Below are 25,987 nucleotides of genomic sequence, written 5' to 3'. Positions count from 1 at the left end.
GCCGGCGAACGGCCCGCCATCCCCTCGAAGGCCGCCGCTGGCCCTCGGCCGCCGAGCCACCACCGCCGACGCCCTCGCAGCGCACCGCGACCACCTACGGATCACCGTGGTGAGAAATGCGGGCTAGACAAAGACAGACTGCAACAATCCGTTGCATGAGTCTTCCGCGGCGGTCGGGGGTCTTCTACTTCCCCTAGTCACCATTGCCGCGAGCTGCGACTCGAGATCGTAGACGTCGGGCGAGGCACTCGGCTTGCCGAATGCAGCGCAGTCGGGACCGAGGAATCCGGGCCGATCGCTGGGTCAGGCGCTGAGCGCGGGCGCTCCGGACGAACGCAGCTGCTCGTAGACCGGTGGCTCGCCGAGGCCGAGCTTCTGCCGCACCTGCTCGATCGGCTGCTCGAGCAGCGCCTCCCAGTCCTGGTCGAGCAGCCACTCCGCGCGCCGACCCCTGCGGAATCCCTGGCGGATCAGCCGGCCGAGCTCGGAGTTCCAGCCGCCGTTCCGGAGCGAGCGCCAGACCAGGTAGCCGATCCCCGTGTTCCCGGTCTGCGCGAGCGTGAAAGCGAGCACCGCCATTTCACCGCGCATGTCGCGGTCGTAGCCGGTCACCACGTGGAAGACGTCGTGCAGGTTGCGCAGGCGGTTGCCGAAGACGCGCGCCTCGCCGCCGAGCTCTCGCGTCTCGCCGAGCTCCTTCGAGGCGGCCTCGCTCGCCCCGGCCAGGCCCTCCGTGCTGATGTTCTCGCGGATGAACCACTCCACGATCGTGCGTCCGAGCGAGCCCGGCGCCATGGCCAGCATCCGCTTCTGGTCGCTCAGCAGGTCGTACAGGTCGCGCTTCTCGCGCAGGATCTGCGCGCCCTTCGGCGATTTCTTGAAGCGGCGGAACAGGCGCTCGTTGGAGTTTCCGCTCATCGCGCCGATCGCGACGATCGCCTGCATCGTGTTGTCGGGGTTCTCGCGCAGCGCGCGCACCGCGCGGCGGGCGACGAGAGGGCGGAGACGATTGCGAGAAGCCATGGTCGATCCTCCTGCATCGGGCTCGGCGCCGATTTGCTGACAAATTATCATACTCGTCCGGCGCCGCACAACGGGGATTTCGAGCGCCGGCGAGGGCGTCGGAACCGCTACTCGGGCAGCCCCCACCTTCGCGCCAGGTTGTTCTTCTGCATCGCGGAAGAGCCCCCGACGATCGGCATGCCGAGCAGGTCCCGCACGTTCCGCTCCATGTCGTGACCTTCGGACAGGCCGTACGCACCCATCACGCGCTGGCAGGCGAGGGCGATCTGCACGCCCGTGTCGGCGACGAAGAGCTTCGCCATCGACGTCTCGACGCTGCACGGCCGGCGCTGCTGCGCGAGCCAGGCCGCGTGATAGAGCATGTGCCGGCAGGCCTCGAGCTGCGTGCGCGCCTCGACGAGCGTGTGGCGGACCGCCTGATGGGCGGCGATCGGCTTGCCGAACTGCTCGCGCTGCTGCGCATAGCTCCACGCCTCTTCGACCGCGGCCTGCGCGATGCCGAACGTGACCGCGGTGATTTCGAGCTTCTCGACGTCGAGCGCGCGGCCGGCCAGCATCTTCCAGCCGCGGCCGAGCGCGCCGGGCCCCCCGACGACGTTCTCGAGCGGCACGGGAGCGTCGTCGAAGACGACGTCGGACGAGAGCGTGTAGCGCAGGTTCATGTGCTCGATCGGAGAGATCGAGATGCCGGGGCCCTTGGGATCGACGAGCACGAGCGAGAGGTTCTGGTAGCGCGCGTCCGCCGGGCCGCTGCGCACCAGGCAGTAGATGAAATCGGCGAACTCGGCGCCGGTGCACCAGCGCTTCGCGCCGTTCAGCAGCAGCTCGCGGCCGTCCGAGGACAGGCGGGCGGTGGTGCGAACGCTCGCCAGGTCGCCGCCGACGTCGGGCTCGCTCAGTCCGTAGGCGAAGAGCAGCTCGCCCCGCGCGAGTCTCGGGAGCAGCGCGCGCTTCTGCTCCCCGCTGCCGTTCTCGCTGATGTTCATGCCGCCGTAGAACGCGCAGTGGATGAACGGGCCCGCCGCAAACGCCCCGCCGCGACAGAGCTCCTCGATCACCGCCACCGCGGCGACCAGATCCACGCCCGCTCCGCCGTGCGACTCGTCGATCGTGAGGCCGCAGACCCCGAGCGCGGCGAGCTTCGCGAAGAGCTCGCGCGGGAAGCGATGCTCGCGGTCCCAGAGCCGCCGCTTCTCGGGCGGCATCTCGGCGGCGACGAAGCGCCGCAGCGTCTCGCGCAGCAGCCCGATGTGCTCGGGCTCGTCGGCGAAGTGGCTCGGCATCGCGCGGGCTAGTCGGCCGAACGCCAGGCGGCACCCCAGCGATCCGCGAAGACGAGCTTGTCGACCGGTCGGCGCGAGATCGGCCCGTGCCCCTTTCCCGCCGGCCATCCGACCGGGACGGCCGCAGCGGTCGCCCATGGCTCGGGTATTCCAAGCAGCTCGCGCACTTCCGGCTCGACCTCGCACAGCAGCGTCGTGAGCACGCAGCCGAGTCCTTCGGCGCGACAGGCGAGCAGGAAGTTCTCGACCGCGGTGTAGATCGACGCGCCGCCCACCACCGAGACTCGCGGCTGCTTCGCGTCGGTGATCGCCATCGCTTCGGGGTTGAAGCAGAAGATCGCGACCAGAGGAGTGTCGGCGAAGTGCTCGGCCAGGTGATCGCCCGCGGCGATCATGCGCTCGGTCTTCGCCTTCACCTCGGCCGGCGCCTTCGCGAGAAGCTTGCGATGTCCCGCCGAGTAGGCCTTCCAGCGCGCTTCGTAGAGCGTGCCGAGCTTCTGCTTCGCCGCGCGCTCGCGAACCACGACCACGCGCCACGGCTGCATGTTTCCACCCGTGGGCGCCCACGCCGCGGCCTGCAGGATGCGCCGCGTGACGTCGGCCGGGATCGGATCGGGCCTCAGGCGCCTGACCGCCCGCAGCGTCGACATCGCTTCGTACAGATCCATGCGAGGCTCCTCTCTGCTAACGACCCTTGAAGTTGGGGGAGCGCTTCTCGCGCAGCGCGGCCAACGCCTCTTGGTGGTCCTGGCTGCGGAACGTGACCAGCTCCAGCGCGAGCGAGGTGTCGAACGCGATGTTGAGCGCGTCCTTCACCAGCTTGTTCACCGCCTGCTTCGTGAACTGCACGGCCAGCGGAGCGCCCGCAGCGAGACGGGAGGCGAACGCCAGCGCCTCGCGCTCGAGATCCGCGGCCGGCACGACCCGGTTCACGAGCCCGATGCGCTCCGCCTCGTGCGCCTGGAGCGCATCGCCCGTCATCAGGTACTGCTTCGCGCGAGCGGGGCCGAGCAGGAGCGGCCAGATCGCGGCGCCGCCATCTCCCGCCACGACGCCGACGCGCACGTGCGGGTCGGCGATCACCGCCGTGTCGGCCATCAGGATCACGTCGCACAGAAGCGCGATCGACGCGCCGAGCCCGACCGCTGGACCGTTCACGGCCGAGACGATCGGAAGCTCCACGTCGAGCAGATCCCAGATCAGCTGCTTCGCGTCGCGCCGCAGCTCGGAGAGCTTCTCCGGGTCCTGAAGCTCCGGAAACCAGTTGAAGTCGCCGCCCGCGCTGAAGGCTCTGCCGCTTCCCGTGATCACGATCGCGCGCGCGGTTCGCTCTCGCTTCAGCCCGCGGAACAGGCGCGCGAGCTCGACGTGCAGATCGCCATCGACCGCGTTCAGCGGGCTGGTGCGGTGCGCGATCACGACGCGCAGCACGTCGCCGACGCGCTCGAAGCGCAGGTGACTCCAGCTCGACTCCTCGATGCGCGGCTCGCTCATCGCCTCTCCTCGGCCCCCTCGCGCCGCAGCATATCCCGTCGCGCTTGACGCGGTCGCGCGAGTAGGCTGATAATGATAACAGATCTCATTTAGGAAGACCCCGAATGCGCACGCTCCTGATCCTGCTCGCGGCACTTCTGCTCGGCGCGAAGCCTGCGGCCTCCGAGGCCGAGGACTGGCGCGCGAACGCACAAACCGCGCTGCACCTGCTCGACTACGTCGGCGTCGACTACCCCGAGTTCGTGAAGGATGGCGTGGTGCTCGACGAAGCCGAGTACCAGGAGCAGCTCGAGTTCGCTTCGCGAGTCGTGGCGCTGCTCCCCGGCCTGCCTGACAGGCCCGAGCGCGCGCGGCTGATCGCCGACGCCGAGTCCGTCGAGAAGCTCGTGCGCGCGAAGGGCCCCGGCGCGCAGGTCTCCGCCGCGACGGCCGACCTGCGCTGGGCGCTGATCGCGGCTTACGGGCTCGCCGTCGCGCCCAGGCACGTCCCCGAGCTCGCGCGGGGCAAGAAGCTCCATGCCGCGAGCTGCGAGAGCTGCCACGGCGCAGACGGAAAGGGAGACGGCTCGGCTGGAGCGGGCTTGGAGCCGGCCCCGGCGGACTTCACCGACGCGGCGCGGATCGCGCAGCGCAGCGTCTACGGTCTGTACAACACCATCACGCTCGGCGTCGGCGGAACTGGAATGGCGGCGTACACGCAGCTCAGCGACGAGGATCGCTGGGCGCTCGCCTTCTTCGTCTCGCAGCTCGCCTTCACGCCGCAGGAGCTCGATCGCGGCGAGTCTGCCTGGAAGACGGGGAAGCACGCCGAGACCTTCTCCGATCTCGGCAACGTCGCGACGCTCTCCAGCGACGAGGTCGCGGCGCGCTTCGGGGCCGACGCCGCCGATGCTCAGCGCTGGCTGCGCGCTCACCCCGAGGCGCTTGCGGCGGTCGCGGCTTCGCCGATCGACTTCACGGTGAAGACCTTGCGCGAGAGCCTCCTCGCGAGTCGCGGCGGAGACTCCGCCACCGCGCAGCGGCTGGCACTCACGGCCTATCTCGAGGGCTTCGAGCTGATCGAGGCCAGCCTCGACGCCGTCGACTCGGATCTGCGCACCCGGATCGAAGCCGAGATGATGACGTACCGCACGAAGCTCGGTTCGGGCGAGCCCGCGGAGGATGTAGAGCGCCAGCTCGGCGCGATCGTCGCTCTGCTCGAGCACGCGCAGACGCGCCTCGAGGGCGACAGTCTCGGCGCCGGCGCGCTGTTCACCTCGTCGCTTCTGATTCTGTTCCGCGAGGGGCTCGAGGCGATTCTGGTGCTGGCCGCGATCATCGCCTTCCTCGTCAAGAGCGAGCGACGCGACTCACTTCCCTGGGTCCATCTCGGCTGGGGACTCGCACTCGTGGCGGGCGCCGCGACCTGGTTCGTCGCGACGTACGTCGTGGCCATCTCCGGGGCGAGCCGCGAGATGACAGAGGCGGTGAGCGCGCTTCTCGCCGCGGGCGTGCTGCTCTACGTCGGGGTCTGGCTGCATTCGAATGCGAACTCCCGCGCGTGGCAGAGCTTCCTGCGCGATCGCGTCGGCGGCGCGCTGAACCGCCGCACGCTCTGGGCGCTCGCGAGCGTGTCTTTCCTGGCGGTCTACCGAGAGCTCTTCGAGATCGTCCTGTTCTACCAGGCGCTCTGGGCGCAGGCCGGGGACGCCGGTGGAGGGCCGCTTCTCGCCGGAATGGGCAGTGCGGTGGGGCTGCTCGCGCTGGTCGGATGGGGCGTGTTCCGGTACGGGCTCCGGCTTCCGATCGGCCAGTTCTTCAAGGTCACGTCGGTCGTGCTGGCGGCGCTCGCGGTGATCTTCGTCGGGCAGGGCGTGTCGGCGCTGCAAGAGGCGGGAGCCGTCGGCGTGAACGCGGTCGCATTCGTCCGGGTTCCGGCGCTGGGAATCTTCCCGACCGCGCAGACGCTTGCCGCCCAGGTCGCAGCCGCCCTGCTGGTAGCCGGCAGCTTCGTCTGGGCCGGCCGACACCGAATCGCGTCGGCCGAGAGCGCGGATGCGCGCTAGACGTGGAGACTCGCTGGCGCAAGTCGTGGCTCTGGCGCTCGCGTGTGCGACGCTCGGCGCCGCATCTGCCGCGTCGGAGAACATCTGGAAGCAGGAAAGCCTCGGTGGAGACTGGGGTGGGTTGCGCGGCACGCTCGCGGACCAGGGCGTCAGCGTGGAGCTGGTCGGCACGAGCGACGTGATGGGAGTCGTCGCTGGCGGGATCGAGCACGACACCGAGTACCTGAGTGACGTCGATCTGATGCTGACGTTCGAGACCGAGCCGCTGCTCGGGTGGAAGGGCGGGACGATCTTCGTCTACGGGCTCGGCCTCTTGAACACCGGGAGCCCGAGCGAAAACGCCGGCGACACACAGACGCTCGACAACATCGACGCGCGGAGGAATGGAAGCTCTACGAGGCCTGGATCCAGCAGGAGCTGCTCGACGGGAGGATGTCGCTGCTGGCCGGGCTCTACGACGTGGCCGGGGAGTTCGACGTCATGGAGTCCGCTTCGCTGTTCCTGAACAGCTCGTTCGGCACCGGAAAGGACCTGTCGCAGAGCGGCCGCAACGGTCCGAGCATCTTCCCCTCGACTTCGCTCGGCCTGCGCCTGGACGTCCGACCCGCTCCCGAGGTCTACGCCCGGATCGCCGTACTCGACGGCGTGCCGGGCGATCCCGATGATTCGCGCGCGGGCAAGGGTCACTTCAGCCTGCGGAGCGATGACGGCGTCTTCTGCATCGGCGAGCTCGGCCTCCTCGGCGGCGGTGGGGCCGCGGGCGACGCTCCCTACACCAAGGTGGGTCTCGGCGGCTGGTACTACTCCGCAAAGGGAGACGAGATTCGCGGCGTCGATTCGGACGGCAACCCGCGCCGGCAGCGCGGCAACTACGGCGCGTACCTGCTCGCCGAGCGAGCCGTCTACCGGGAACCGCAGTCGCCCGGGCGCGGGCTCTCGGCCTTCGCGCGTCTGGGCCTTGCAAACGCGGAGCAGAACGAGGTCGCGTACTACGCGGGTGTCGGGGCCGTCTACACCGGACTGTTTCGCGAGCGCCCCGAGGACCAGCTCGGACTGGGTGTCGCCGCCGCCTTTGCCGGGCACGATTTCGAGCGCGCCCGCGAGGCGGAGGGCGCCTCCGTGAAGCATGCCGAGGTCGCGCTCGAGCTCAGCTACCGGATGCAGCTCACGCCCTGGCTGAGCTTCCAGCCCGACCTGCAGTACGTGATCGATCCCGGGTTCGACGACCACGTCGACGACGCCTTGGTGCTCGGCGCCCGCGCCGAGCTCTCCTTCTAGCCGCCCGCGAGTGCGGGCGCCTCCGCTCAGAGCAGCGCGAGCACGCGGTCCGCGTCCTGCTGCGTGGTGTAGAACTGCGCGCCGGCCCAGAGGGCGCCCTCGCGCGCGCCGATCGCGATCCGCTCGCGGAGCATCCGGCCCGCGAGCGCGGCGGCGTCTACACCCGGCGGGGGCTCGAGGAGCACGATGCCGGACCACTCCTCGCCGCCGCGCGGGCTGCGCACGCGGCCGCCCGCCGCGATGATCCCGGCGCAGAGGCGGTCGGTCACGCGGCGGATCTGGTCGCGGATCGCCGTCGGGCCGACGCGCTGCAGCAGATCGAGGCTCGCGCCGAGCGCGGCGATCCCGAGCGTGTTGCGCGCGCCCTCCTCGACGCGGCGAGCACCCGACGCCGGGATCGGAAGATACGGATCGGTCGCGAGGTGCGCGCGAGTGGCGTCTGCCATCGATCCGACGCCCAGGTGTGACGGGACGAGCCTGGGCAGGAGCTCCCGACTCAGGTAGAGCACTCCCGTGCCGGGCAGGCCGAGCAGCCACTTGTGCGCGCCAGCGCAGAGCACGTCGACGCCGGCGCTGCGCACGTCGAGCGGCAGCGCGCCGAGCCCCTGGATGGCATCGACGACGAGGAATGTTCCCGCCGCGCGCGTGACCGCCGAGAGCGAGGCGAGGTCCGCGCGCGCGCCGGTGTCGTAGCGCACCCAGGAGAGCGCGACCGCGCGCGTGCGCTCGCGCAGCTCGCTTCGCAGCAGAGCGGCCGTGACCCGCCCGTCCTCGGCGGGCGCCACGCGCACCGAGATGCCGCGCGGCGCCGCGCCCTGGAACGCGTGCACCACGCTGCGGTACTCGCCCGCGAAGCAGAGCACCTCGTCGCCCGGCGAGAGCGGCAGCGCCTCGGCCGCGTAGCAGAGACCCTCTCCGGTGTTGCGCACGAAGCCGATCTCGTGCGGATCGGCGCCGATCAGCCGAGCCAGCTTCGCGCGCACCGTCTCGACCTCGGCCTCGAGCTCGAGCGCGCCGCCGAAGCCGCGGCTGCACAGGCGCTCCAGCGCCGCGCTGGCGCGGTCGCGCGCCGTCGTCGGTAGAAGTCCCTGCGCGTTCGTCGCGAAGTACGCCACCCGCTCGAGCGCGGGGAAGAGCGCTCGCGCCTCGGCGAGCGAGAGCGACGAGGGCGATTCTTCGTCAGCCCCGCCCATGCTCGACGACCACCTTGATCTCGTCCGCTCCCGCCGCCAGCGCCGCGAACGCTTCGGGCGCCTCGCTCAGCGCGATCCGGCGCGTGATCAGCGGCGCGGCGTCGATCGCGCCCGACCCGATCAGCTCGACGGCGCGGCGGTGCTCCTCGAGCTCGCAGCCCAGGCTCGAGCGCAGCGTGAGCTCGTTCAGGAGCCAGCGGATCGGCCGCATCGGCAGCTCGTCCAGGCACAGCCCCATCAGGAACACCGTGCCGCGCGGGCGCACCAGCCGCTGCGCGCGCTCGATCGTCTCGGGCAGGCCGACCGCTTCGATCACCAGCTCGGGGCCGGGGCCGAAGCGCCGCGCGACCTCGGCCCGAACGTCCTCGGCCGGATCGAGCACACGCTCCGCGCCCAGCCGGAGCGCGGCCTCGCGCCTTCGCGCGCGGCCCTCGACGACCCAGACGTCGCTCACTCCGTAGACTCGCGCCGCCGCCAGGCACGACAGACCGATCGGGCCTGCTCCGATCACGAGCGCGCTCTTCGCCTGTCTCACCTCGGGGTGGTCCAGGCAGCGCAGCCCGTTCGCGAGCGGCTCGGCGAAGCAGAGCGCACCGGGGTCGAGGCCGCCCGACACCGGGATGAAGCACACCGCGGGAACCGCGACGAACTCGGCCAGCCCGCCGATCCCCTTGCCGTTGCCGAGCGAGATGCCATCGCGGCAGTGGCTGCCCAGCCCGGCCCGGCAGCGCTCGCAGCGGCCGCAGGGCGCGCCGGTGTGGACCGCGCCGAGCGCTCCGGGCGCGAGGCCACGCACGCCCTCACCCACGGCGGCCAGCTCGCCCGCCACTTCGTGGCCGAGCACCACGCCCGAGCCGTAGGTCGCGTGCTTCCAGAAGTGCAGATCCGAGCCGCAGATTCCGGTCGCCCGCACGCGCACCAGCACCTCGCCGGGCCTCGGCGCTGCGAGCGGCAGCTCCTCCACGCGCAGATCACGCGGGCCGTGCTGCACGACGGCCCTCATTCGCTCGGGAAGGCGCATCGACCCCTCCACTGCCGCGCACGGTACCACGCGGGCGTGCGGGTTCGGGCCGCTTGGCTGGACGACAACGCTGTTGTCTTCCTGCTCGCTGCCGGACTAGAGTGGCGCCATGAGTCAGGGCAGCGCGGCACGCGTCCCCTCTCGCCGGGATCCGGCGGCGACCCGCCGATCGATCCTGGAGGCGGCCCGCGAGCTGGTCGCCGAGCGAGGCCCCGATTCGCTCACGATGTCGGACGTCGCGCACCGCGCGGGCGTGAACCGCGTGACGCTGTACCAGCATTTCCGCACGCGAGAGGATCTGCTCGGCGCGGTGATCGAGCGCATCTCGGAAGAGGTCAGCTCACTGCTCGTGAGCGCGGCCGCGCCCGACCAGCGCGTCGGATTCATGCTCGACTATCTGCTCGAGCATCCCGAGGTCGGCCGGCTCTGGGTCTACGGGATCCTGTCGCAGATTCCGATCGCCAATCACACCGGCTGGCAGCGCTACCTGCAGGCGATCGAGCAGTTCGCCGCGAGCGACGCTGCCGCCCCGGGGATCGATGCGGAGATGCTCGCGCACGTGCTGCACTGCGCCGTGCTGCTCTGGTCGGTGCGCGCGGAATCGCGAATCGCCGACGCGGAGGACCGGCGCGAGCAGACGCACCGCTTCGCGCGCGAGCTCGACCGGCTGCTGAGTCACGGCGCGCGGCGCAGCGCCGAATCCGCGAACCAAGAGCAGAAGGAGAAGTGAGATGAAGTTCGGGATCTTCTACGAGCACCAGCTGCCGCGTCCGTGGACCGAGGGCAGCGAGCAGCGTCTCTTCCAGGAGGCGCTCGACCAGATCGAGCTCGCCGACCGGCTCGGCATCGACTACGCCTGGGAGGTCGAGCACCACTTCCTCGAGGAGTACTCGCACTCCGCGGCGCCCGAGGTCTTCCTGGCCGCGGCCTCGCAGCGCACCAAGTACATCCGGCTCGGGCACGGGATCGTGCTCATGCCCACCGAGTACAACCATCCGGCGCGCGTCGCCGAGCGAGTCGCGACGCTCGACCTGGTCTCGAACGGACGCGTGGAGTTCGGCACCGGAGAGTCCGCGTCGCGCGCGGAGCTGGAGGGCTTCAACATCGACCCGGCCACGCGCCGCGCGCAGTGGCGCGAGACCGTGGAGCAGACCGCGAACCTGCTCGCGATGGATCCGTATCCCGGCTTCGAGGGCAAGTTCTTCTCGATGCCGTGCCGGAATCTGGTTCCCAAGCCGGTGCAGCGCCCGCATCCGCCGCTCTGGGTGGCGTGCTCGAATCGCGAGACGATCCACCTGGCCGCGCAGCTCGGGCTCGGCGCGCTGACCTTCGCCTTCGTCGACATGGCCGAGGCGAAGAAGTGGGTCGACGACTACTACACGACGCTCGAGCGCGAGTGCACGCCGATCGGTCACGCGATCAACCCGAACATCGCCATGGTCACGAGCTTCTCGGTCAACCACGACGCCGAGGAGGCCCGGCGGCGCGGTCTCGACGGGTTCCGCTTCTTCCAGTTCGGGCTCGGCCACCACTACGCCTTCGGCAAGCACGTGCCCGGACGCACCGACATCTGGAAGCAGTACGAGGCGATGCGCGGCTCGCTTCCCGAAGTGGGAATGGGCGAGGGCGGAATCGGAACCCCCGAGCAGGTCGGCGCGCACCTGCAGCAGTTCGCGGACGCGGGCGTCGACCAGGTGGTCTTCATCCAGCAGGGCGGAAAGAACCAGCACGCGCACATCTGCGAGTCACTCGAGCTGTTCTCGCGCGAGGTCATGCCGCGCTTCAAGGCCGGAGAGGCCGAGCGGGAGCGCAAGAAGCTCGCGCGACTCGCGCCCGCGCTCGAGCGGGCGATGGCGCGCAAGAACCGCATGAAGGAGCTCGCCGACGCCGAGATCCCGCCGATCACCCCGTACGGCTTCGCGATCGCCGAGACCAGCGGCAGCACCGCGCTCGACGAGGCGACCCGGCGCCGGCAGGAGCGGATGCGCGAGATGAGCGAAGCGGTGCGAAAGGCGGGTAACTGAGATGGCAAAGCTGGTCTACACCGAGCAGGAGATCATGAGCGACCACGACTACGCGCGTCCGCACCAGGCGATGGGACATCGCCTGCACGGCGGATTCGACGCGAGCGGCCATTACATCCCGCCGCGCACGCGGGTGCGTGTGCCGGCGGTGCGGGCGTGGACCGACGCGTTGCGCGCCCGGAGCGGAGACGTGCTGGCCGTCGATCCCGCGCTGATGAGCCCCGACCGCTACCCGAACGAGGCGCAGATGAAGTTGCTGCTTCGCGAGGGCGTGGACCGCGTGCTCTGGGACTCGTTCACGACCACCGGCCTGCTCGAGGCGCGCGGCCGCTTCATCGCCGACGCCGTCTTCCCCGATCTGCAGAAGATCATCGTCGAGGACATCTCGGGGATGGCGATCGGGCATCTCTCGAAGGGGATGCTGAAGGCGCACGGCCTCGACGAGGGCGGCGAGCCGGCGCGCGGAATCGGCGCCCACGACGTGATGTGGTTCGTGGTGCGCGACCTCGCCTTCGGTCCGCGGAGCTACCCGATGCCGACGCCGCCCGAGTTTCTCGGGCGGCCCGACAGCGCCGCGCGGCTCGCGCCCGAGCTGCCCCAGCCGTTCGAGCAGCTCGTGCTGCTGATGATGAACCTGCTGCTGATCGAGTACGGCGCCGAGAGCCTGTTCAGCTTCGACCAGCGCCTGCTCCTCGACCCGGAGCTGTTCCGCGAGCGCCGCGCGCAGGCCGACGAGGCCGCAGCCATGATCGAGCGGATCCGCGCCGACGAGGCGGTGCACGTCACCTCGCTCCGCGTCGATCTCGGCGAGCTGCGCTCGGTCACGTTCAAGAAAACCGACGGCGGGACGATCGCGGGCGCCGAGATCGTCGACCGGCTCTGGGACGTGGTCGTGCGCTTCGTGCGCGACGAGCAGCCGAAACTCCGGCGCGAGCAGCAGACACCCTGGATCGAGCGGACGATTCTCGACGACCCCAGGGGCGGCGAGCGCGTGCTCGCCGCGTTCCGGGCCCTAGCCGGCTGAGGCTCCGCCTCCGAGCAGCTCCGCCAGGGTCACCTCACGCTTCTCGGCCGCGGAGATCCCGGCGGCGAGCGCGAAGGCGAGCGTCTGCCTCGCTTCGCCCGCATCCTGCGGCGGCTGGCGTCCCTCGCGCAGCGCGTCGACGAAGTCGCGCGTGCCCAGTCGGAACGAGTCGGCCCAGTCGGCGTCGATGCCGTGGAAGGCGCGCGTCTCGCCATCGGCGTAGAGAACCACGGCGGGCTCGTCGAGAAGCTGACCCGTGCAGCGATTCACCCAGATGATTCCGCTGGTGCCGTGGATCTCGATCCGGTCATCGCTCACGTAGTACTTCGAGCGCACCTTCATCGCGAGCGACGCGATCACCTCCCACGAGCCGAAGCGCGGCATCGCGCCGGCGTACTTCCACGAGATCAGCGCGGGCCCGTCGTACCAGGAGTCCTCGCCGAGCCGGAACCAGTGGATGAACGCGTGCACGCGCTCGATCTCCGCGGGGATGAAGAAGCGCGCCATGTTGTAGCAGTGGTAGCCGTGGTCGAAGGTGGTGGGGCCTCCGCCGCAGCGCGACGGATCCGTGCGCCAGGCCTGCGACGACGGCGCCACGGTCCATCCGCCCGAGGGATGTCCCGCGGCGGTCTTCACGCGCACCGAGATCGGCTCGCCGATCGCGCCCTGCGCGATCAGCTCCTTCGCCTTCCGGTGCGGCGGGTAGTACATGAAGTTCTCGAACACGCGCAGCGTTCGCCCCGAGCGCCGCGCGGCGGCCGTGACCGCATCCCACTCTGCGAGCGAGAGCACCGGCGGCTTCTGCAACGAGACGTGCTTGCCCGCCTCGAGCGCGGCGATCGCCTGGGCCGCGTGCAGGTGGTGCGGCGTCAGGATGTCCACCGCGTCGATCTCGGGGTCGGCGAGAAGCTCGTCGAGGCTCGCGTACGCGCTGCGCGCGCCCCACTCGTCCGCCCGGCGCCGAGCGAGCGTCAGGTCGACGTCGCAGACCGAGGCGATCTCCGCGTCCGGATGCTCGAGATAACCGAGACACTGCAGATCGGAGATCCGCCCGCCGCCGACGATTCCGATCCGGATTCGCTCCTTCGTCACGTGTCTAGGCTCGAGCTTCTAGACCGCGTCGGGATGGCGCAGCATCTTGTTCACCTCGTCGAGGTGCAGCTCCTCCGCGACGACCATCTGCCGTGCGTACTCCTCGAGCAGGACCGACTTACGGGGCACCGCGTGCATCAGCTCGTAGTAGCGCGCGAGCGCGGACTTCTCGTGCTCCAGGCTCTCGCGCAGGATGTCGGTGACGTCGTGCCGGTGGGTCTCGAGCAGCGCGCCGATCTCGAGCGACGGGTGCCCGCCGAGCCACACCACCAGCTCGCCGGCCTTGCGCGCATGCAGCAGGCTCTCGTCGGAGTTGGCCTTCAGCCAGCCGACGATCGGGATCCGGTTGAGACCGAAGACCATCAGCGAGTAGTGCGTGTACCGGACCACGCCGGCGAGCTCGAGCTCCATGATGGTGTTGAGCAGCGCGATCGCGCGCTCCTTGTCGGCGTCGTTCATCTCGGACTCCTCGTGAATCGTGAATGGCCGGAACTCTTGCACAGGATGTCAGGTTCGCGCCCCGCGGCCAATCCCCGCGCCGAAACCGGTAAGCTCGGCCGGTGCAAGACGCGATCCCGACGCCGGAGAACATCGACGCAGTGTTCCTGACCCGCGTGCTCGGGTCCGCGGGCTTCGGGTCCGCAGAGGTGCTCGGCTTCACTGCCGAGCGCATCGGCACCGGTCAGCTCGGGCGCTGCTACCGCTTCCGGCTCGAGCTCGCGAACGGGGGATCCGACGCGCCGCGCTCGCTGGTCGGCAAGTTCCCCTCCGACGACGCGAAGAGCCGCGAGACGGGCGTCGCGCTCGGCCTGTACCGCAAGGAGGTCGAGTTCTACCGCACGCTCGCGCCCCGGCTGCGGATCCGCACGCCGCACTGCTACTTCGCGCAGGTCGACGGGGTCGGGCCCGACTTCGCGCTGATTCTCGAGGACATGGCGCCGGCGATCGCGGGCGACCAGATCCGCGGCTGCTCGCCGGAGGTCGCGCGCGCGGCGGCGCTCGAGGTCGCGGGCCTGCACGCGCCGACCTGGTGCGACGCGAAGCTTCGCGAGGTCGACTGGGTGGTCGGCTCGTCGGGCGCGAGCCGCCCGCTCTACGAGTCACTGCTCCCGTCCTTCGTCGCGCGCTACGGCAGCGAGCTCGACGCCGACGTGATCGGGATCCTCCGCCGGGTCGCAGGCGCGAGCGGCCCGCCGTTCGAGTACCCCGCGGAGCCGTTCTCGGTGGTGCACATCGACTATCGGCTCGACAACCTGCTGATCGACGAGACCTGCTCGCCGCCGCGCGTGACAGCGGTCGACTGGCAGAGCTTCGTATTGGGCTCGCCGCTCTCGGACGTCGCGTATCTGCTCGGTGCGTCGCTCCTGCCCGAGGTGCGCCGTCCGGTGGAACGCGGGATCGTGCGCGACTACCACGCGCGACTGATCGAGCTCGGCGTGCGCGGTTACGACTGGGAGCGCTGCTGGGCCGACTACCGGCGCGGCTCGTTCGCGGGCTTCGCCGTGACCGTGGTGGCGTCGATGATCGTGCAGGAGACGACGCGCGGGAACGAGATGTTCCTCTGCATGGCGCGCCGCCACGCGCGCCACGCGCTCGACCTCGGCGCGGAGGAGTTCCTGACCCCGCGCGGCTGAGCTAGATCAGCCCGCTCGCGTCCAGTCCCAGCCGCAGCCGCCCGTAGAGCTCCGCCGCGCCGTCCAGGTCGAAGATCGCGTGCGACGCTCCTGTGTGTACGTCGCGCAGGAAGCGCTGCAGCGGGTGGTTGGAGAGATGGGCCGTGGCGCCGCTCGCCTCCGCCGCGTCGCGGACGACGTCACGCGCGTCGGCGACGACGTGCGCGACCGCGAGCCGCAGCCGCGCGCGCTCGACGGCGGGGCAGGGGTCGCCCTTCTCGGCCCAGCGCACGATCGCCGCCCCGATGCTGCGCAGCTGATCCTCGACCGCGCGGGCGCGGGTGAGCAGGTGCGCGAGCCGGATCTGCGCGGCAGGCTTCTCGCCCTGACGCGTCGTGGTGCCGAACATGCGCCGCTCGCCCAGACGCGACTCGAAGAGCGCGGTGGCGCCGCGTGCGGCGCCGACCAGCGGCGCCGCGGCCGTCAGCGCCAGAAACGGGATCATCGGGTAGCGGTAGGTGGCGCTGCCCAGCCACGCCGCGCCGGGGCTCTCGCCGGATCCGATCGGCGCGAGCTCCTGGCTCATGTGCGAGGGCACGAAGATCTTCTCGGCGACGATGTCGTTGCTGCCCGTCGCGCACAGGCCCGAGGCGTACCAGGTGTCGACGATCCCGAACTTCTCGCGCGGCGCGACGAAGAGCCGCGCCTGGGGCATCCGATCGGGAGTCTCGACGAACCCGCTCACCATCACCCAATCCGCGTGCATGATCCCGGTGCCCCAGGGCCAGCGTCCCGAGAGCGTGTGGCCGCCCTCGACCGGCGTGGCGCGCCCGTTCAGGCTGATCGCGCCGGGAGCGAGCACGTACGGCTGCGCGCCGAAGATCTCCGCCTGCGCCTCGGGCGCGAAGTGTCCGAGCAGCCAGTTGTGCTCCGCGTAGAACGTGGTGATCCAGCCGGTCGACGTGCAGGCCGAGCCGACCTCGACGCCCACGTCGATGAACGTGTCGATGTCGATCTCGTAGCCGCCGAAGCGCCGCGGCACGTAGGAGCGGAACACGCCCGTTCCCTCCAGACCCTTCATCACCGTGTCGTCGACCTTGCGCGCCTGCTCGGCCGCGGGCGCGGCCGCGGCGATCTGCGGCAGAAGCGCGCGCACGCGCTCGACCAGCCCTTCGGCGGGAAGCTCTGAAACCTCGCTCATGCCGAATCCCTCCGCGGCAAGCCTACACGAGTGCTGGGACGTCTAGCGCGCGGCGCTCGCGTAGCGCAGCTCGACTCCGCCGTAGAGCGTGGCGCGCGGGGCGGGCTCGTAGTAGCGGCCGAAGCTCGCGTTGGGCCGGATGCGGTCGTCGAACTTCGTGCCGGTCCAGTTCTGCGCGCCGACGAAGGGCGTGATCGCGAGGTCGCCGCGGCGCAGGTCCCAGCCGAGCCGCAGGTTGGTGGTGGTGGCCGCGGGGGCCGAGGCGCTGTTCGCGTCGTCGACCCAGAGCTTCGAGAAGTAGCGCAGGCTCGAGATCGCGAAGAAGCCCGACGGGTGGTCCCAGCGCAGCTCGAGCCCGAGCACGTTCACCGGGGCGTTCGGCTCCAGGTGCCCGTCCTGCGAGACGACGGCTCCGGAGCCGAGGTCGACGGAGTCGAAGTCGTGATAGCGGTAACTCGCGTAGGTGTAGCTCCCGCGCGCGGAGAGACCCGGCGCGAGCCAGGCCGAGAGCGCGAGCTCCAGCCCGCTCCGGTGTGACTCGCCCGCGTCCTGGTAGTAGGTGACTCCCGCGGCGTTCTCGTACGGAACCGCGACGTTCCGCACGCGCAGCGCGAAGAGCGCCACGTCGTAGTAGAGCCGGTCGAAGAGCAGACCCTTCGCGCCGACCTCGAGGCCGTTCGCGCTCTCGGCGTCGAAGTCGCTCTGGAAGCCGCCGTCGGGATTCGGGGTCTGAAGCTCGGTCGTGGTCGGAACCTGGAAGGCCGAGTCGTAGTTCGCGTAGGCGAAGAACGCGTCGGAGTGGCGCCAGAAGATCCCGAAGCGCGGCGAGAGATCGCGGAAGGTCTTCTCGTCGGAGCCGTCGCCGCTGGTCGCGGTCACGAAGCGATCGCCGAAGTCGAACTTCGTCCAGTCCCAGCGCACTCCGCCGACCACGCCGAAGCCGTTCGCGAAGCGCGTCTCGGCCGAGAGCCACGGCCCCAGCGTCGTCACGTTCTCGGACTGGCGGAACGTCTCGTCGCCGCGCGCTCCTCCCAGGTTCTGGAAGTTCACGCGCAGGTCGCGCTGCAGGTCGACGTCGAAGCCTGCCGTCAGATGCACGGGGCCCGAGGCGTCGGCGAAGACGAGCGAACCGCCCCACGCGCTGCGGTCGAGGTCGACGCGCCGGTTGAAGGGCAGGGCGTTGGCGAAATCGCGCTGCAGACCCCAGAGCACCGCGCGCAGCTGCCGGCCTTCGCCGAACGGGCGGCGCAGCGTGAGCGCGAGCTTCTGCTGGTCGAGCTTCTCGCGCGCATTGAACGCGAGCGCTCCAGGCTGCGCCTGGTCGCGGTCGTCGTCGACCTGGGACTCGGTCAGCGCGCCGGGCTCCTCGCCCACCGGCGCGCTCACGTTCGAGAACGACAACCCCAGAACCGTGCCTCCCGCGAGCTCGCGCTCGAGCTTCGCGAGCAGGTTCCACTGCTCCGCCTTGGAGTGATAGCGGAATCCGTCGGTGCGGGTGCTCGAGATCCCGAGCACGTAGCCGGTGTCCGCCGCGGTGCCGGTGGCGAGCGCGCTGTAGCGCTGCAGGTCGTAGCTGCCCCACGTGGCGCGCGCGCGGACGACCGGCTGCTTCGTCGGCGCGAAGGTTTCGACCGAGATGATTCCCCCGCCACCGCCGCCGTACAGCGACGAGATCGGCCCGCGCAGGATCTCCATCCGGTCGACGAAGTCCATCTCGAGCGAGTCGACCTCGGTCTGGCCGTCCGGCAGCGTCGAGGGAATCCCGTCGACGTACATGTGGACGCCGCGGATTCCGAACTGCGCGCTCGAACCGAAGCCTCGGATCGAGACGCGCGCGTCCTGCGCGAAGTTCGTTCCGCCCTGCGAGAAGGTTCCGGGGACCAGGTCGAAGGCCGACTCGATCGAGGTCGCCGGACTCGCGCGCTGGATCTCCTCGGAGGACACGACGGAGATCGCGAGCGGCGTATCGAGCAGGCGCGAGGGCGCGCGCGGGGACTCGACCTCGAGGTCGCGCAGGTCGCTTGCCGAATCCGCGGCGGTGAGCGCGAGCGCGAGCGCGGCGAGAGCGAGCGGTCCTGCGCGGCGTCTCTGCATCGTGTCGAGGCCCCTCGGCTAGCGGGGGCGCACGTTATCACAGTAAGATGAGCGCCCCATGATCATCGTGATGAAGTCCGAGTTCGGCCCCGACTCCCCCGAGACCCGGCAGGTCATCCGCACGGCGGAGCGCTTTCCCGACGTGCACACCGAGCTGCACGTGATCGAGGGCGCCACGCGCACGTTGACCGAGATCTACCTGCTCGGGCCGACGACGACGATCTCGTCGGAGGCGTTCGAAGAGATCGCCGCGGTCGAGAAGGTGATCCGGATCCGCGAGCGCTACCGCACGATCGGCCGCCACGAGGGCCGCTCCGAGTCGGTCGGCTTCGAGTACAACGGACTGCACTTCGGCCAGGACGGCTTCCACCTCTTCCCCGGGGTCTGCGCCGTCGACACGCGCCAGAACCTCGAGGACACGTTCCGCGCGCTCCGCACGGCGGGAATCCAGACCACGCGAGCCGGAGCCTACAAGCCGCGCACCAGCCCGTACGACTTCCAGGGCCACGGGGCGGCCTGCCTGCCGTTCGTCTTCGAGCTCGCGGGGAAGTACGCGATCCGCGTGATCGCGATGGAGATCACCTCCGAGCCCCAGATCGACGAGATCCGCCGCGCGCTGCAGATCTCGGGTCAGCCGACCGGCGTGATGCTGCAGATCGGCACGCGAAACGCGCAGAACTTCGAGCTGCTGAAGTCGGTCGGCGCGCAGCAGGAGTTCCCGGTGCTGTTCAAGCGCGGCATGGGCATCACGCTCGAGGAGTCGCTGAACGCCGTCGAGTACGTCGCGAGCGGCGGCAACCACAAGATCATCTTCGGCCTGCGCGGAATGAAGACGAACCTGGGCGACCCGCACCGCAACTTCGTCGACTTCGCGATGGTGCCGGTGGTGAAGCGCCTGACGCGCATGCCCGTCTGCATCGACCCGTCGCACTCGGTCGGAAAGAAGCTGGTCGCGCCCGACGGTCTGCTCGACATCCACCACGTCACCGCGCAGGGCTTGATCGCGGGCGCGAACATGGTGCTCGTCGACTTCCACCCGCGCCCCGAGGAGGCGCTCTGCGACGGGCCTCAGGCGCTGACGCTCTCCGAGCTCGACCATTTCGTCCGCGACGCGCAGCTGGTGCGCGACGCCTACCAGCAGCGGCTCAAGCTCCGCGCCGAGATCGGCGGCTGAAGAGCGTCCCGGCGGCGAGCGCGACACCGAGAAGCGTCGCAGCGCCCGGCTCGGGAACCACCACGGAACGCAGCGCCGAGAAGTCCTGCACGCTCGCGCCGCCGCTCCACAGGTTCGGAGCGCCGAACGAGCTCGAGCTGCCGTCGTTGTAGCTCGAGGTCGGTGTGATCGAGGCGCTCGGGTCCGCCTCGAGCTTCCAGACCTCGCGGCTGTTGATCCCCGTGAGCGGCTGGATGCCCTCGCCGGCGGGCCCGAACCAGACCTGCGAGAGCGCGTCAAGGAGCGTGATCTGCGTGTCGTCGTTCGAGACCGAGAAATTGCTCGCCGTGATGAACTGGCCCGATCCGGAGGCGTTGGCCTGGACGTTGATCCACCAGTCGCCGCCGAACGGGTCGTAGCCCGTGTCGTCGGCGATGTCCTCGGCGACGGTGATGATCGTCCCGGCCCGAAGATCGCCCCAGAGCGCGTCCTGGCTGAAGGTCAGGACCGTGGTGCTCCGTCCGGGCAGCTGACCCTCGAGGATCGAGAGCGATCCGCCGCGCAGGTCGAAGTGGTCCGCGATCACGACCAGCTCGACCCAGTCTCCGCCATTCCCCTGCACGATCCCCAGGGTCGAGTCGGAGTTGCCGCCGTCCAGGTAGTTCGCCGACGAGACCGCGTTGAACTCGTTCACGATGATCGGCGCGGAGGCCGCCGGCGACGAGAGCAGCGCGAAGACCGGGAGAAGCGCGAGAGGCAGGCTACGCATGCGGGGATTCTACCGCGAAGCGCGGCACCGCCGGCACGAAATCCCCGAGCGCTGCTCAGTCGATGATCGCCGGGTAGATGATCGACTTCAGCTGGCCACGGAAGTTGAAGGTGCCAGAGGGCATGAACTGGGTCATGAAGATCACGATCAGCTCCTCGGCCGGGTCGATCCAGAACGCGGTGCTGGCCGCGCCGCCCCAGGCGTACTCGCCGGGCGAGCCGACGGTCTGCGCACGCGCGAGGTCGAGCGTGACGGAGAAGCCCAGCCCGAAGCCGACACCGTTGTAGGTCACCTGGCTGAACTGTCCGCCCAGGTTGAGCTCGGCGATGTCGCGCCCGTCGGGCAGGTGGTTCTCGGTCATCAGCTCGATCGTCTTGCGCCCGAGAATCCGCTCTCCGTCGAGCTCGCCCTCGTTCAGCAGCATCTGGCAGAAGCGCAGGTAGTCGCTCGCGGTCGAGACCAGCCCGCCGCCGCCCGACAGGTACGCGGGCTCCGCCGCGTACGCGCTCGCGGCCGGGTCGTCCTCGACGCGCACGCTCTTGTCGGGCATGCGCGTGTAGTTCGTCGCCAGGCGCCCGAGCCGGTCGGCGGGCACGTGGAAGCCCGTGTCGTGCATGCCGAGCTTCGCGAAGATCTCGTCGCGCAGGAACGCGTCGAGGCGCTTGCCCGAGATCCGCTCGATCAGGTGGCCGATCACGTCGGTCGACACCGAATAGTTCCAGCGAGTCCCGGGCGAGAACTCGAGCGGCAGCCGGGCGAGCTTCTCGACCGTCTCGGCGAGCGTGACGCCGCGGTCGCCGATGCCGAGCTTGCGGTAGGCGCGATCCACGTTGGTGCGCTCCATGAATCCGTAGGTCAACCCGGACGTGTGCGTGAGCAGGTCGCGGATCGTCATCGGCCGCTCGATCGGGCGCGTGGCGAAGAGCGGGTGGTTGCCGCCCTCGTAGACGCTCAGCTCGGCGAACGACGGGATGTACTTGTGCACCGCGTCGTCGAGCCCGAAGTGCCCGTGCTCGTACAGCGTCATCAGCGCGACGGAGGTGATCGGCTTGGTCATCGAGTAGATGCGGAAGATCGTGTCCTCGCGCATCGGCTTGCCGCGCTCCCGGTCCATCATCCCGACCGGCGCGAGGTGGGCCACCTTTCCGCGCCGCGCGACCAGCGTCAGCGCGCCCGCGATCTTCTTCTGGTCCAGGTAGCGGCGCTCGAGGTGGCGCTCGATCCGCGCCAGGCGCTGCGACGAAAGGCCGACTTCCTCGGGCGCGACGGTCTCCATCAGATCTTCTCCTCTTCGCCGCTCTGCGCGATCCAGCGCGCGCGCGGCTCGGGCGCGAGGTCCCCGCACGACGCGAAGACCTCGAAGACGCGCGCGACGCATCGTACCGCGAGCCGGCGCGCGACGTCCCCATCGCGTAGCTCGACGGCCACGATTCGCGCGTCGCCGTCGGTCCGCGGGGCTCCGGGCCGGACCTGCGTCGCGTTCGGGAAGCGCGCGAGCGCCGCAGCCTCGGCGACCTGCGCCAGCTCGTCCAGCCCGGTTCGCCCGCGGTAGCGCGGCAGGTACACGCGGCCGTGTCGGACCGATTCGGCCAGGGCGGGCGCGTCCGCGGCCGCGACGCGCCCGTACAGCTCTCCGGACGCGAGCGCCAGGCAGTTCGCGGCGAGCCGGTGCCCGCCAAGGTGACTCACCTCTGCGACCTCCAGCTGCGGATCGGCGCGCAGCGCCGAGACGATCGAGCGGCCGAGCTTCCCGCAGCACAGATCGTGCTTGCCGTCGGTGCAGACCAGCAGGAGCGGGCGCTCCAGTGGAGTCCCGGCGCCGCCACCCGCGATGAACTCCGAGATCGCGGCCGCGCAGCGCTCGATCGGCAGCTCGGGGATCCGCGCCGTGCGCGCGCGCTGGAAGTCCGCGCAGATCAGCTCGACCGGATCATTCGCCTGGCGGCCCGTGCGTTGGAACAGCCGGAGCTGCAGCTTCCGGCCCGATCGCTTCGCGGCTCCGGCGAGGTCGCGGATCTCCGCGGGCAGCCCCTCGGAGAGCGCCACGTCGTCGTGGTGCCAGAGCGCCTTCGGCCAGGAGAAGGCGGCGAACAGGGGCGCATCGGAGGCGGTCCCCGCGAGCGGCTCGCCGCTCTCGAAGCTGACCTCGCTGCAGGCTCTCGTGGATTCCGGACTCATCTCGCCGAGTCTAGCCCGGCTCGTGTATAACCCTCTCGCGGCAGCGAAGGAGGATGCGATGACCAGCAAGGCGGAGACGGGGCTCGAGCGCTTCAAGCGGCAGATCGGAAAGGTCGACGGACCGGGCGCGCCGCACAAGGTCGAGCAGAGCCAGATCAACCTGTTCGCGGATGCGACCGGGGATCACCAGTTCATCCACGTCGACCCCGAGAAGTCGGCGAAGCTCTCGCCCTACAAGGTGACCATCGCGCACGGCTTCCTCACGCTCTCTCTGCTCCCGTTCCTGCAGGGAAGCATTCCCGCCTCGGACCCCGAGGCGTACCAGGGCCTGGTCATGGGCGTGAACTACGGCCTCGACAAGGTGCGCTTCCCCGCGCCCGTGAAGGTCGGCTCGAGCGTGCGCGCCACGCGCGAGCTGCTCGAGGCGGAGCTCGTCGCCCCGAACACGATCCAGCTCAAGCAGAAGGTCACCGTCGAGATCGTCGGCGAGCCCAAGCCCGGCTGCGTGGCCGAGTTCCTGACGCGGCTGATCTACGGCTAGGGCGAATTGCCGCCAGTTCTGCGGAAGGGCACGCGCCTCGGCAAGTACCGCCTCGAGCGCCGGCTCGGGAAGGGCGCGTTCTCCGACGTCTGGTCCGCGCGCGACACCGTAGAGGGTCGGCGCGTCGCGCTGAAGATCGCGTTCGACTGGGTGGTGCGCGAGTTCGGGCGCGAGGCGATGGAGGCGGAGGCGCGCATCGCCTGCCGGCTCTCGCATCCGAACATCGTCGCCACGCGGAACGCGGACTGGATCGACGGCCGCTTCGTGATGGCGAGCGAGCTGGCGCGCGGGCACGTCTACGACCACGCCCCGGCCTGGCGCTCGGGCCGGGTGGCGCTGCGGATCGTGCGCGACGTGGCCGCGGGGCTCGCGCACGCGCACTCGCTCTCGCTGATGCACCGCGACGTGAAGCCCGAGAACGTGCTGATCTTCGCCGACGGTCACGCGGCGATCACCGACTTCGGCGTCTCGCGCTTCGTCCGGCCCGAGTCGCGCAGCTACACCGACGCCGGGACGATGGGCTACATGGCGCCGGAGCAGGCCTACGGAAAGCCGACGCTCGCAAGCGACGTCTTCTCGCTGGGCGTGATCGCGTACGAGCTGCTGACCGGGAAGCTGCTCGCCTGGCCGTTCCCCTGGCCGCCGGAGCGCTACGAGCGCTTCGCCGCGAAGGTGCCCGAGGCCGTGCGTCCGGTGCTGCGCCGCGCCTGCGCCTTCGACCCGGCCGATCGCTACCCATCGGCGGTCGAGCTCGACGCGGCGCTCACGGCCGCGTTCCGGAAGCTGGAGCAGGAGCGCGCGGTGCCGCGGCGCAAGCTCCGCCGCCCGGCCGCGCCCGTGCCTACACCGTTTGCGGTAGGAATGGACCTGTTCCGCCGCCGCCACGGCCGGGCGCTCGGCATGCGCTTCCACTGCCGCCGCTGCAACGGCCCGATCGCCGAGGCGATGCACGTCTGCCCCTGGTGCGGGACCAAGGACAACTCGTTCGCCGAGATCACCCGCGCCCCGCTGATCTGCCCGCGCTGCGAGCGAGGCGTGCTCCCCGAATGGACCAGCTGTCCGTGGTGCTGGGCCGGGCGCTTCCGAGGCAACGGCCGGCCGCCCCGCCCGGACCCGCTCGCGACGCGGCACTGCACGCGTCGGGGCTGCGCCGGTGAGCTGCGCCCGTTCATGCGCTACTGCCCGATCTGCAAGCGCAAGCCGGGGCGACCCTGGAGTCACCCCGAGCTCGCCGACCGCTGCACGGGCTGCCGCTGGCCGGTCACGAAGAGCTTCTGGCGCTTCTGCCCCTGGTGCGGCCGGCGTCAGCGCGAGGCGGGCGCCTAGAACGTGTTCAGGAACGCGTAGCGCAGGCGCAGGAAGACGCGGCTCGTCTCGCCCTCGGGCGGCGTGTATCCGCAGCCACCGGCGCCGGGAAGCGGCACCGCGAGGGGAATCGCCGCGCAGTCGCGTTCGTGCGCGTACTGGCCGAGCATTCCGCGCCGCGGACCGCTGAACAGGTCGACGCCGAGCGCGAGCGACAGGCGATCGGTGGCGCGGTACTCGAGCGACGGCCGCAGCATCGCCTCCTGCTCGTTCGCGCCGTAGAGCACGAAGAGCTGCGGCACGAGCGTCTCCGCGAGGAGCTCGCCGCGCAGCAGCAGCGACGCGAAGTTCCTGGCCCGGTCCACCTCGATTCCGTGCGTCGGTCCCATGCGCACGTACTGGATCCACTGCGCGTTCACGAACCAGCTCTCGCCCGCGTTCCAGTCCAGCCCGAGCGCGTACTGCAGATCCGGCCGGCGAACCCAGCCGTCGGGATCCGACAGGTCGTCCTTCGCGAATGCCCGCCCGTGGCTCACGGCGCCCTCGCCCCAGAGCGAGAAGTCGCCGAGCGGTCGCGCGAACGAGAATCCCACGCTGCGCACGCGCTCGTAGTCGGTGTCGACCACGTTCACCGGCACGGGCCCGTAGCCGGGCACGTCGAGGGCTTCGATCCTGCGCCGGTACACGGGCGACGGATCGATGCGGTCCCAGTAGTACAGACCCAGGTCGAAGCCGCGCGCGGCCGTCGAGACGCGCAGACCCCAGGCCAGGTTGCGAGCCCGCCAGTCCTTCGGTCGGTCGTCCTCGCCCGGGATGAGGATCGGGCCGCCGCCCGCGAAGAGCGGATCGTCCGGAAGCGGTGCGAGTCCGGGAAGCAGCCCGGGAACGGCGGCGTCGAGCGCGAACTCGGCCTCGGGATCGGGAAGCAGGTCGGGCTCGAAATCGGGCATCACGATCGCCTGCAGCGTGAAGCCGCGCGCGGCCAGGTCGCCGCGCAGCGCGAAGGTCGGCGTGCGCGCGTCGACGAACTCGTCGAGGATGAACTCGCGGTAGTCCTGCGAGTTCACCACGTCGAGCACGCGCAGCCCGAACGACTGCCCCCAGACGATCTGCTGCTTCCCGGCGCGCACGTCGAGCCGCATTCCCGCGACGCGCCCGTGCCAGTCCAGGTACGCCTCGCGAAGCTCCGCCTCGAGGCTCCGGCTTCCGCCGGGCCGGGCCCGGTCGATCGGCTCGAAGTCCGGGTCGGGATCCTCGCCCGCGAGTCGGCCGATCGGATCCCAGATCATTCGACCGGTGACGTGCAGCTCCAGCGCAGGCGACATGCCGAGCGCGGCGTCGAGCTCGAGACGGTTCTGCGACTTCTGGAGCGTTCGCGGCGAGTGGATCCGGAACGCCTGGTCGGTCTCGAGCAGCGTGGCGAGCTCGAGACTCGTGTCGGCTCGCGGCGCGCTCGACGCGAGCAGAGAGGCGGCGACGAGCAGCGCGCGGCGCATCGCCTAGGAGCCTGACCCAAGACTCTCTCGCGAGCTAGCATGGCGAGGATGGGTGAGAGAGGCGATTTCAAGGGGTACGAGCAACACCAGGGTTTGTTGCTTCCGGTATATATCAGCGACGCTCTGGATCGTTCGGACGTGACCTTCTTCATCGACGAAG

Annotated in this window: 23 protein-coding genes; 9 read left to right on the top strand and 14 right to left on the bottom strand. The window is 70.4% G+C overall.

All coding sequences use genetic code 11. The features are described from left to right. Positions 1-303 precede the first annotated feature (303 nt). Genes FJ108_12655 through FJ108_12640 form a run of 4 tightly spaced genes read right to left on the bottom strand, consistent with a single transcriptional unit; the run spans position 304 to position 3,800 of the window. The gene (locus tag FJ108_12655) at positions 304-1,074 is read right to left on the bottom strand and encodes a hypothetical protein (GenBank protein ID MBM4336741.1); all 771 of its coding nucleotides are present in this window, start codon (positions 1,072-1,074) and stop codon (positions 304-306) included. A 56-nt stretch (positions 1,075-1,130) separates the two neighbouring features. Further along, positions 1,131-2,306, bottom strand: coding sequence for an acyl-CoA dehydrogenase (locus FJ108_12650; protein ID MBM4336740.1), 1,176 nt, complete (start codon positions 2,304-2,306; stop codon positions 1,131-1,133). A gap of 8 nt (positions 2,307-2,314) precedes the next feature. Continuing rightward, a complete protein-coding gene (locus FJ108_12645; protein MBM4336739.1) occupies positions 2,315-2,974 on the bottom strand; it encodes a nitroreductase family protein in 660 nt (219 codons plus the stop codon). A 16-nt stretch (positions 2,975-2,990) separates the two neighbouring features. Then, positions 2,991-3,800, bottom strand: a complete 810-nt coding sequence (locus FJ108_12640; GenBank protein MBM4336738.1) for an enoyl-CoA hydratase/isomerase family protein — start codon at positions 3,798-3,800, stop codon at positions 2,991-2,993. Positions 3,801-3,904: 104 nt separating this feature from the next. Between FJ108_12640 and FJ108_12635 the strand changes: the two genes are divergently transcribed. Together FJ108_12635 and FJ108_12630 are read left to right on the top strand one after the other, a co-directional pair. Further along, positions 3,905-5,845 (top strand): c-type cytochrome, encoded by a 1,941-nt coding sequence (locus FJ108_12635; GenBank protein ID MBM4336737.1) that lies wholly within the window; start codon positions 3,905-3,907, stop codon positions 5,843-5,845. A gap of 273 nt (positions 5,846-6,118) precedes the next feature. Continuing rightward, entirely contained in the window at positions 6,119-7,123 is a 1,005-nt protein-coding gene (locus FJ108_12630) for a carbohydrate porin (protein MBM4336736.1), read from the top strand. A 26-nt stretch (positions 7,124-7,149) separates the two neighbouring features. Here FJ108_12630 and FJ108_12625 read toward each other — a convergent pair whose 3' ends face one another. Further along, complete coding sequence (locus FJ108_12625; protein MBM4336735.1) at positions 7,150-8,316, bottom strand: aminotransferase class V-fold PLP-dependent enzyme; 1,167 nt, start codon at positions 8,314-8,316, stop codon at positions 7,150-7,152. Further along, a complete protein-coding gene (locus FJ108_12620) occupies positions 8,303-9,337 on the bottom strand; it encodes a zinc-binding dehydrogenase (GenBank protein ID MBM4336734.1) in 1,035 nt (344 codons plus the stop codon). Before FJ108_12620 ends, FJ108_12625 begins: the two co-directional genes overlap by 14 nt. A 109-nt stretch (positions 9,338-9,446) precedes the next feature. On the opposite strand from FJ108_12620, the gene FJ108_12615 reads away from it, so the two are divergent. The 3 genes from FJ108_12615 to FJ108_12605 are packed head-to-tail and all read left to right on the top strand — an operon-like array spanning position 9,447 to position 12,385. Continuing rightward, positions 9,447-10,067 carry a TetR/AcrR family transcriptional regulator gene (locus FJ108_12615; GenBank protein ID MBM4336733.1) on the top strand — a complete coding sequence of 207 codons (621 nt, stop codon included), beginning with the start codon at positions 9,447-9,449 and terminating at the stop codon, positions 10,065-10,067. Position 10,068: 1 nt separating this feature from the next. Then, a complete protein-coding gene (locus FJ108_12610; GenBank protein MBM4336732.1) occupies positions 10,069-11,361 on the top strand; it encodes an LLM class flavin-dependent oxidoreductase in 1,293 nt (430 codons plus the stop codon). A 1-nt stretch (position 11,362) separates the two neighbouring features. Continuing rightward, positions 11,363-12,385, top strand: coding sequence for a hypothetical protein (locus FJ108_12605; GenBank protein ID MBM4336731.1), 1,023 nt, complete (start codon positions 11,363-11,365; stop codon positions 12,383-12,385). Here FJ108_12605 and FJ108_12600 read toward each other — a convergent pair. Together FJ108_12600 and FJ108_12595 are read right to left on the bottom strand one after the other, a co-directional pair. After that, positions 12,374-13,477 carry a Gfo/Idh/MocA family oxidoreductase gene (locus FJ108_12600; GenBank protein MBM4336730.1) on the bottom strand — a complete coding sequence of 368 codons (1,104 nt, stop codon included), beginning with the start codon at positions 13,475-13,477 and terminating at the stop codon, positions 12,374-12,376. The two genes, FJ108_12605 and FJ108_12600, sit on opposite strands and share 12 nt — an antisense overlap. 18 nt (positions 13,478-13,495) lie before the next feature. Beyond that, entirely contained in the window at positions 13,496-13,936 is a 441-nt protein-coding gene (locus tag FJ108_12595; GenBank protein MBM4336729.1) for a bacterioferritin, read from the bottom strand. 101 nt (positions 13,937-14,037) lie between these two features. Here FJ108_12595 and FJ108_12590 point away from each other — a divergent pair, with 101 nt between their 5' ends. Next, positions 14,038-15,111 (top strand): aminoglycoside phosphotransferase, encoded by a 1,074-nt coding sequence (locus tag FJ108_12590; GenBank protein ID MBM4336728.1) that lies wholly within the window; start codon positions 14,038-14,040, stop codon positions 15,109-15,111. 1 nt (position 15,112) lies between these two features. Here the strand turns inward: FJ108_12590 and FJ108_12585 are convergent, their stop codons facing one another. Then, positions 15,113-16,291, bottom strand: coding sequence for a hypothetical protein (locus tag FJ108_12585; GenBank protein MBM4336727.1), 1,179 nt, complete (start codon positions 16,289-16,291; stop codon positions 15,113-15,115). A 42-nt stretch (positions 16,292-16,333) separates the two neighbouring features. Continuing rightward, positions 16,334-18,385: a hypothetical protein gene (locus FJ108_12580; GenBank protein ID MBM4336726.1), complete on the bottom strand. Its 2,052-nt coding sequence runs from the start codon at positions 18,383-18,385 to the stop codon at positions 16,334-16,336. 58 nt (positions 18,386-18,443) lie between these two features. On the opposite strand from FJ108_12580, the gene FJ108_12575 reads away from it, so the two are divergent. Further along, a complete protein-coding gene (locus FJ108_12575; protein ID MBM4336725.1) occupies positions 18,444-19,559 on the top strand; it encodes a 3-deoxy-7-phosphoheptulonate synthase in 1,116 nt (371 codons plus the stop codon). On the opposite strand, the gene FJ108_12570 is transcribed toward FJ108_12575, so the two are convergent. The 3 genes from FJ108_12570 to FJ108_12560 are packed head-to-tail and all read right to left on the bottom strand — an operon-like array spanning position 19,531 to position 22,485. Further along, the gene (locus tag FJ108_12570) at positions 19,531-20,307 is read right to left on the bottom strand and encodes a hypothetical protein (GenBank protein MBM4336724.1); all 777 of its coding nucleotides are present in this window, start codon (positions 20,305-20,307) and stop codon (positions 19,531-19,533) included. The genes FJ108_12575 and FJ108_12570 overlap by 29 nt on opposite strands. A 55-nt stretch (positions 20,308-20,362) precedes the next feature. Further along, positions 20,363-21,583, bottom strand: a complete 1,221-nt coding sequence (locus FJ108_12565) for a beta-lactamase family protein (GenBank protein MBM4336723.1) — start codon at positions 21,581-21,583, stop codon at positions 20,363-20,365. After that, positions 21,583-22,485 (bottom strand): hypothetical protein, encoded by a 903-nt coding sequence (locus FJ108_12560; protein ID MBM4336722.1) that lies wholly within the window; start codon positions 22,483-22,485, stop codon positions 21,583-21,585. The genes FJ108_12565 and FJ108_12560 overlap by 1 nt, the downstream gene beginning before the upstream one ends. Before the next feature lie 58 nt (positions 22,486-22,543). Between FJ108_12560 and FJ108_12555 the strand changes: the two genes are divergently transcribed. Both FJ108_12555 and FJ108_12550 read left to right on the top strand, forming a co-directional pair. After that, a complete protein-coding gene (locus FJ108_12555; GenBank protein ID MBM4336721.1) occupies positions 22,544-23,026 on the top strand; it encodes a MaoC family dehydratase in 483 nt (160 codons plus the stop codon). Between the two features lie 6 nt (positions 23,027-23,032). After that, positions 23,033-24,352, top strand: coding sequence for a hypothetical protein (locus tag FJ108_12550; protein MBM4336720.1), 1,320 nt, complete (start codon positions 23,033-23,035; stop codon positions 24,350-24,352). Here FJ108_12550 and FJ108_12545 read toward each other — a convergent pair. Further along, positions 24,349-25,827 (bottom strand): DUF1302 domain-containing protein, encoded by a 1,479-nt coding sequence (locus FJ108_12545; GenBank protein ID MBM4336719.1) that lies wholly within the window; start codon positions 25,825-25,827, stop codon positions 24,349-24,351. The two genes, FJ108_12550 and FJ108_12545, sit on opposite strands and share 4 nt — an antisense overlap. Positions 25,828-25,987: the final 160 nt, after the last annotated feature.

This window comes from Deltaproteobacteria bacterium (genome assembly GCA_016875225.1).
GTDB lineage: Bacteria > Myxococcota_A > UBA9160 > SZUA-336 > SZUA-336 > VGRW01.
This window is presented reverse-complemented; position numbering and strand designations above follow the sequence as displayed.

Coding starts and splice junctions, on each gene's coding strand:
- FJ108_12580 (MBM4336726.1), bottom strand. CDS start 18,385: ATGCAGAGACGCCGCGCAGGACCGCTCGCTCTCGCCGCGCTCGCGCTC.
- FJ108_12575 (MBM4336725.1), top strand. CDS start 18,444: ATGATCATCGTGATGAAGTCCGAGTTCGGCCCCGACTCCCCCGAGACC.
- FJ108_12635 (MBM4336737.1), top strand. CDS start 3,905: ATGCGCACGCTCCTGATCCTGCTCGCGGCACTTCTGCTCGGCGCGAAG.
- FJ108_12555 (MBM4336721.1), top strand. CDS start 22,544: ATGACCAGCAAGGCGGAGACGGGGCTCGAGCGCTTCAAGCGGCAGATC.
- FJ108_12655 (MBM4336741.1), bottom strand. CDS start 1,074: ATGATAATTTGTCAGCAAATCGGCGCCGAGCCCGATGCAGGAGGATCG.
- FJ108_12605 (MBM4336731.1), top strand. CDS start 11,363: ATGGCAAAGCTGGTCTACACCGAGCAGGAGATCATGAGCGACCACGAC.
- FJ108_12545 (MBM4336719.1), bottom strand. CDS start 25,827: ATGCGCCGCGCGCTGCTCGTCGCCGCCTCTCTGCTCGCGTCGAGCGCG.
- FJ108_12610 (MBM4336732.1), top strand. CDS start 10,069: ATGAAGTTCGGGATCTTCTACGAGCACCAGCTGCCGCGTCCGTGGACC.
- FJ108_12595 (MBM4336729.1), bottom strand. CDS start 13,936: ATGAACGACGCCGACAAGGAGCGCGCGATCGCGCTGCTCAACACCATC.
- FJ108_12625 (MBM4336735.1), bottom strand. CDS start 8,316: ATGGGCGGGGCTGACGAAGAATCGCCCTCGTCGCTCTCGCTCGCCGAG.
- FJ108_12615 (MBM4336733.1), top strand. CDS start 9,447: ATGAGTCAGGGCAGCGCGGCACGCGTCCCCTCTCGCCGGGATCCGGCG.
- FJ108_12650 (MBM4336740.1), bottom strand. CDS start 2,306: ATGCCGAGCCACTTCGCCGACGAGCCCGAGCACATCGGGCTGCTGCGC.
- FJ108_12645 (MBM4336739.1), bottom strand. CDS start 2,974: ATGGATCTGTACGAAGCGATGTCGACGCTGCGGGCGGTCAGGCGCCTG.
- FJ108_12570 (MBM4336724.1), bottom strand. CDS start 20,307: ATGCGTAGCCTGCCTCTCGCGCTTCTCCCGGTCTTCGCGCTGCTCTCG.
- FJ108_12620 (MBM4336734.1), bottom strand. CDS start 9,337: ATGCGCCTTCCCGAGCGAATGAGGGCCGTCGTGCAGCACGGCCCGCGT.
- FJ108_12640 (MBM4336738.1), bottom strand. CDS start 3,800: ATGAGCGAGCCGCGCATCGAGGAGTCGAGCTGGAGTCACCTGCGCTTC.
- FJ108_12560 (MBM4336722.1), bottom strand. CDS start 22,485: ATGAGTCCGGAATCCACGAGAGCCTGCAGCGAGGTCAGCTTCGAGAGC.
- FJ108_12565 (MBM4336723.1), bottom strand. CDS start 21,583: ATGGAGACCGTCGCGCCCGAGGAAGTCGGCCTTTCGTCGCAGCGCCTG.
- FJ108_12585 (MBM4336727.1), bottom strand. CDS start 16,291: ATGAGCGAGGTTTCAGAGCTTCCCGCCGAAGGGCTGGTCGAGCGCGTG.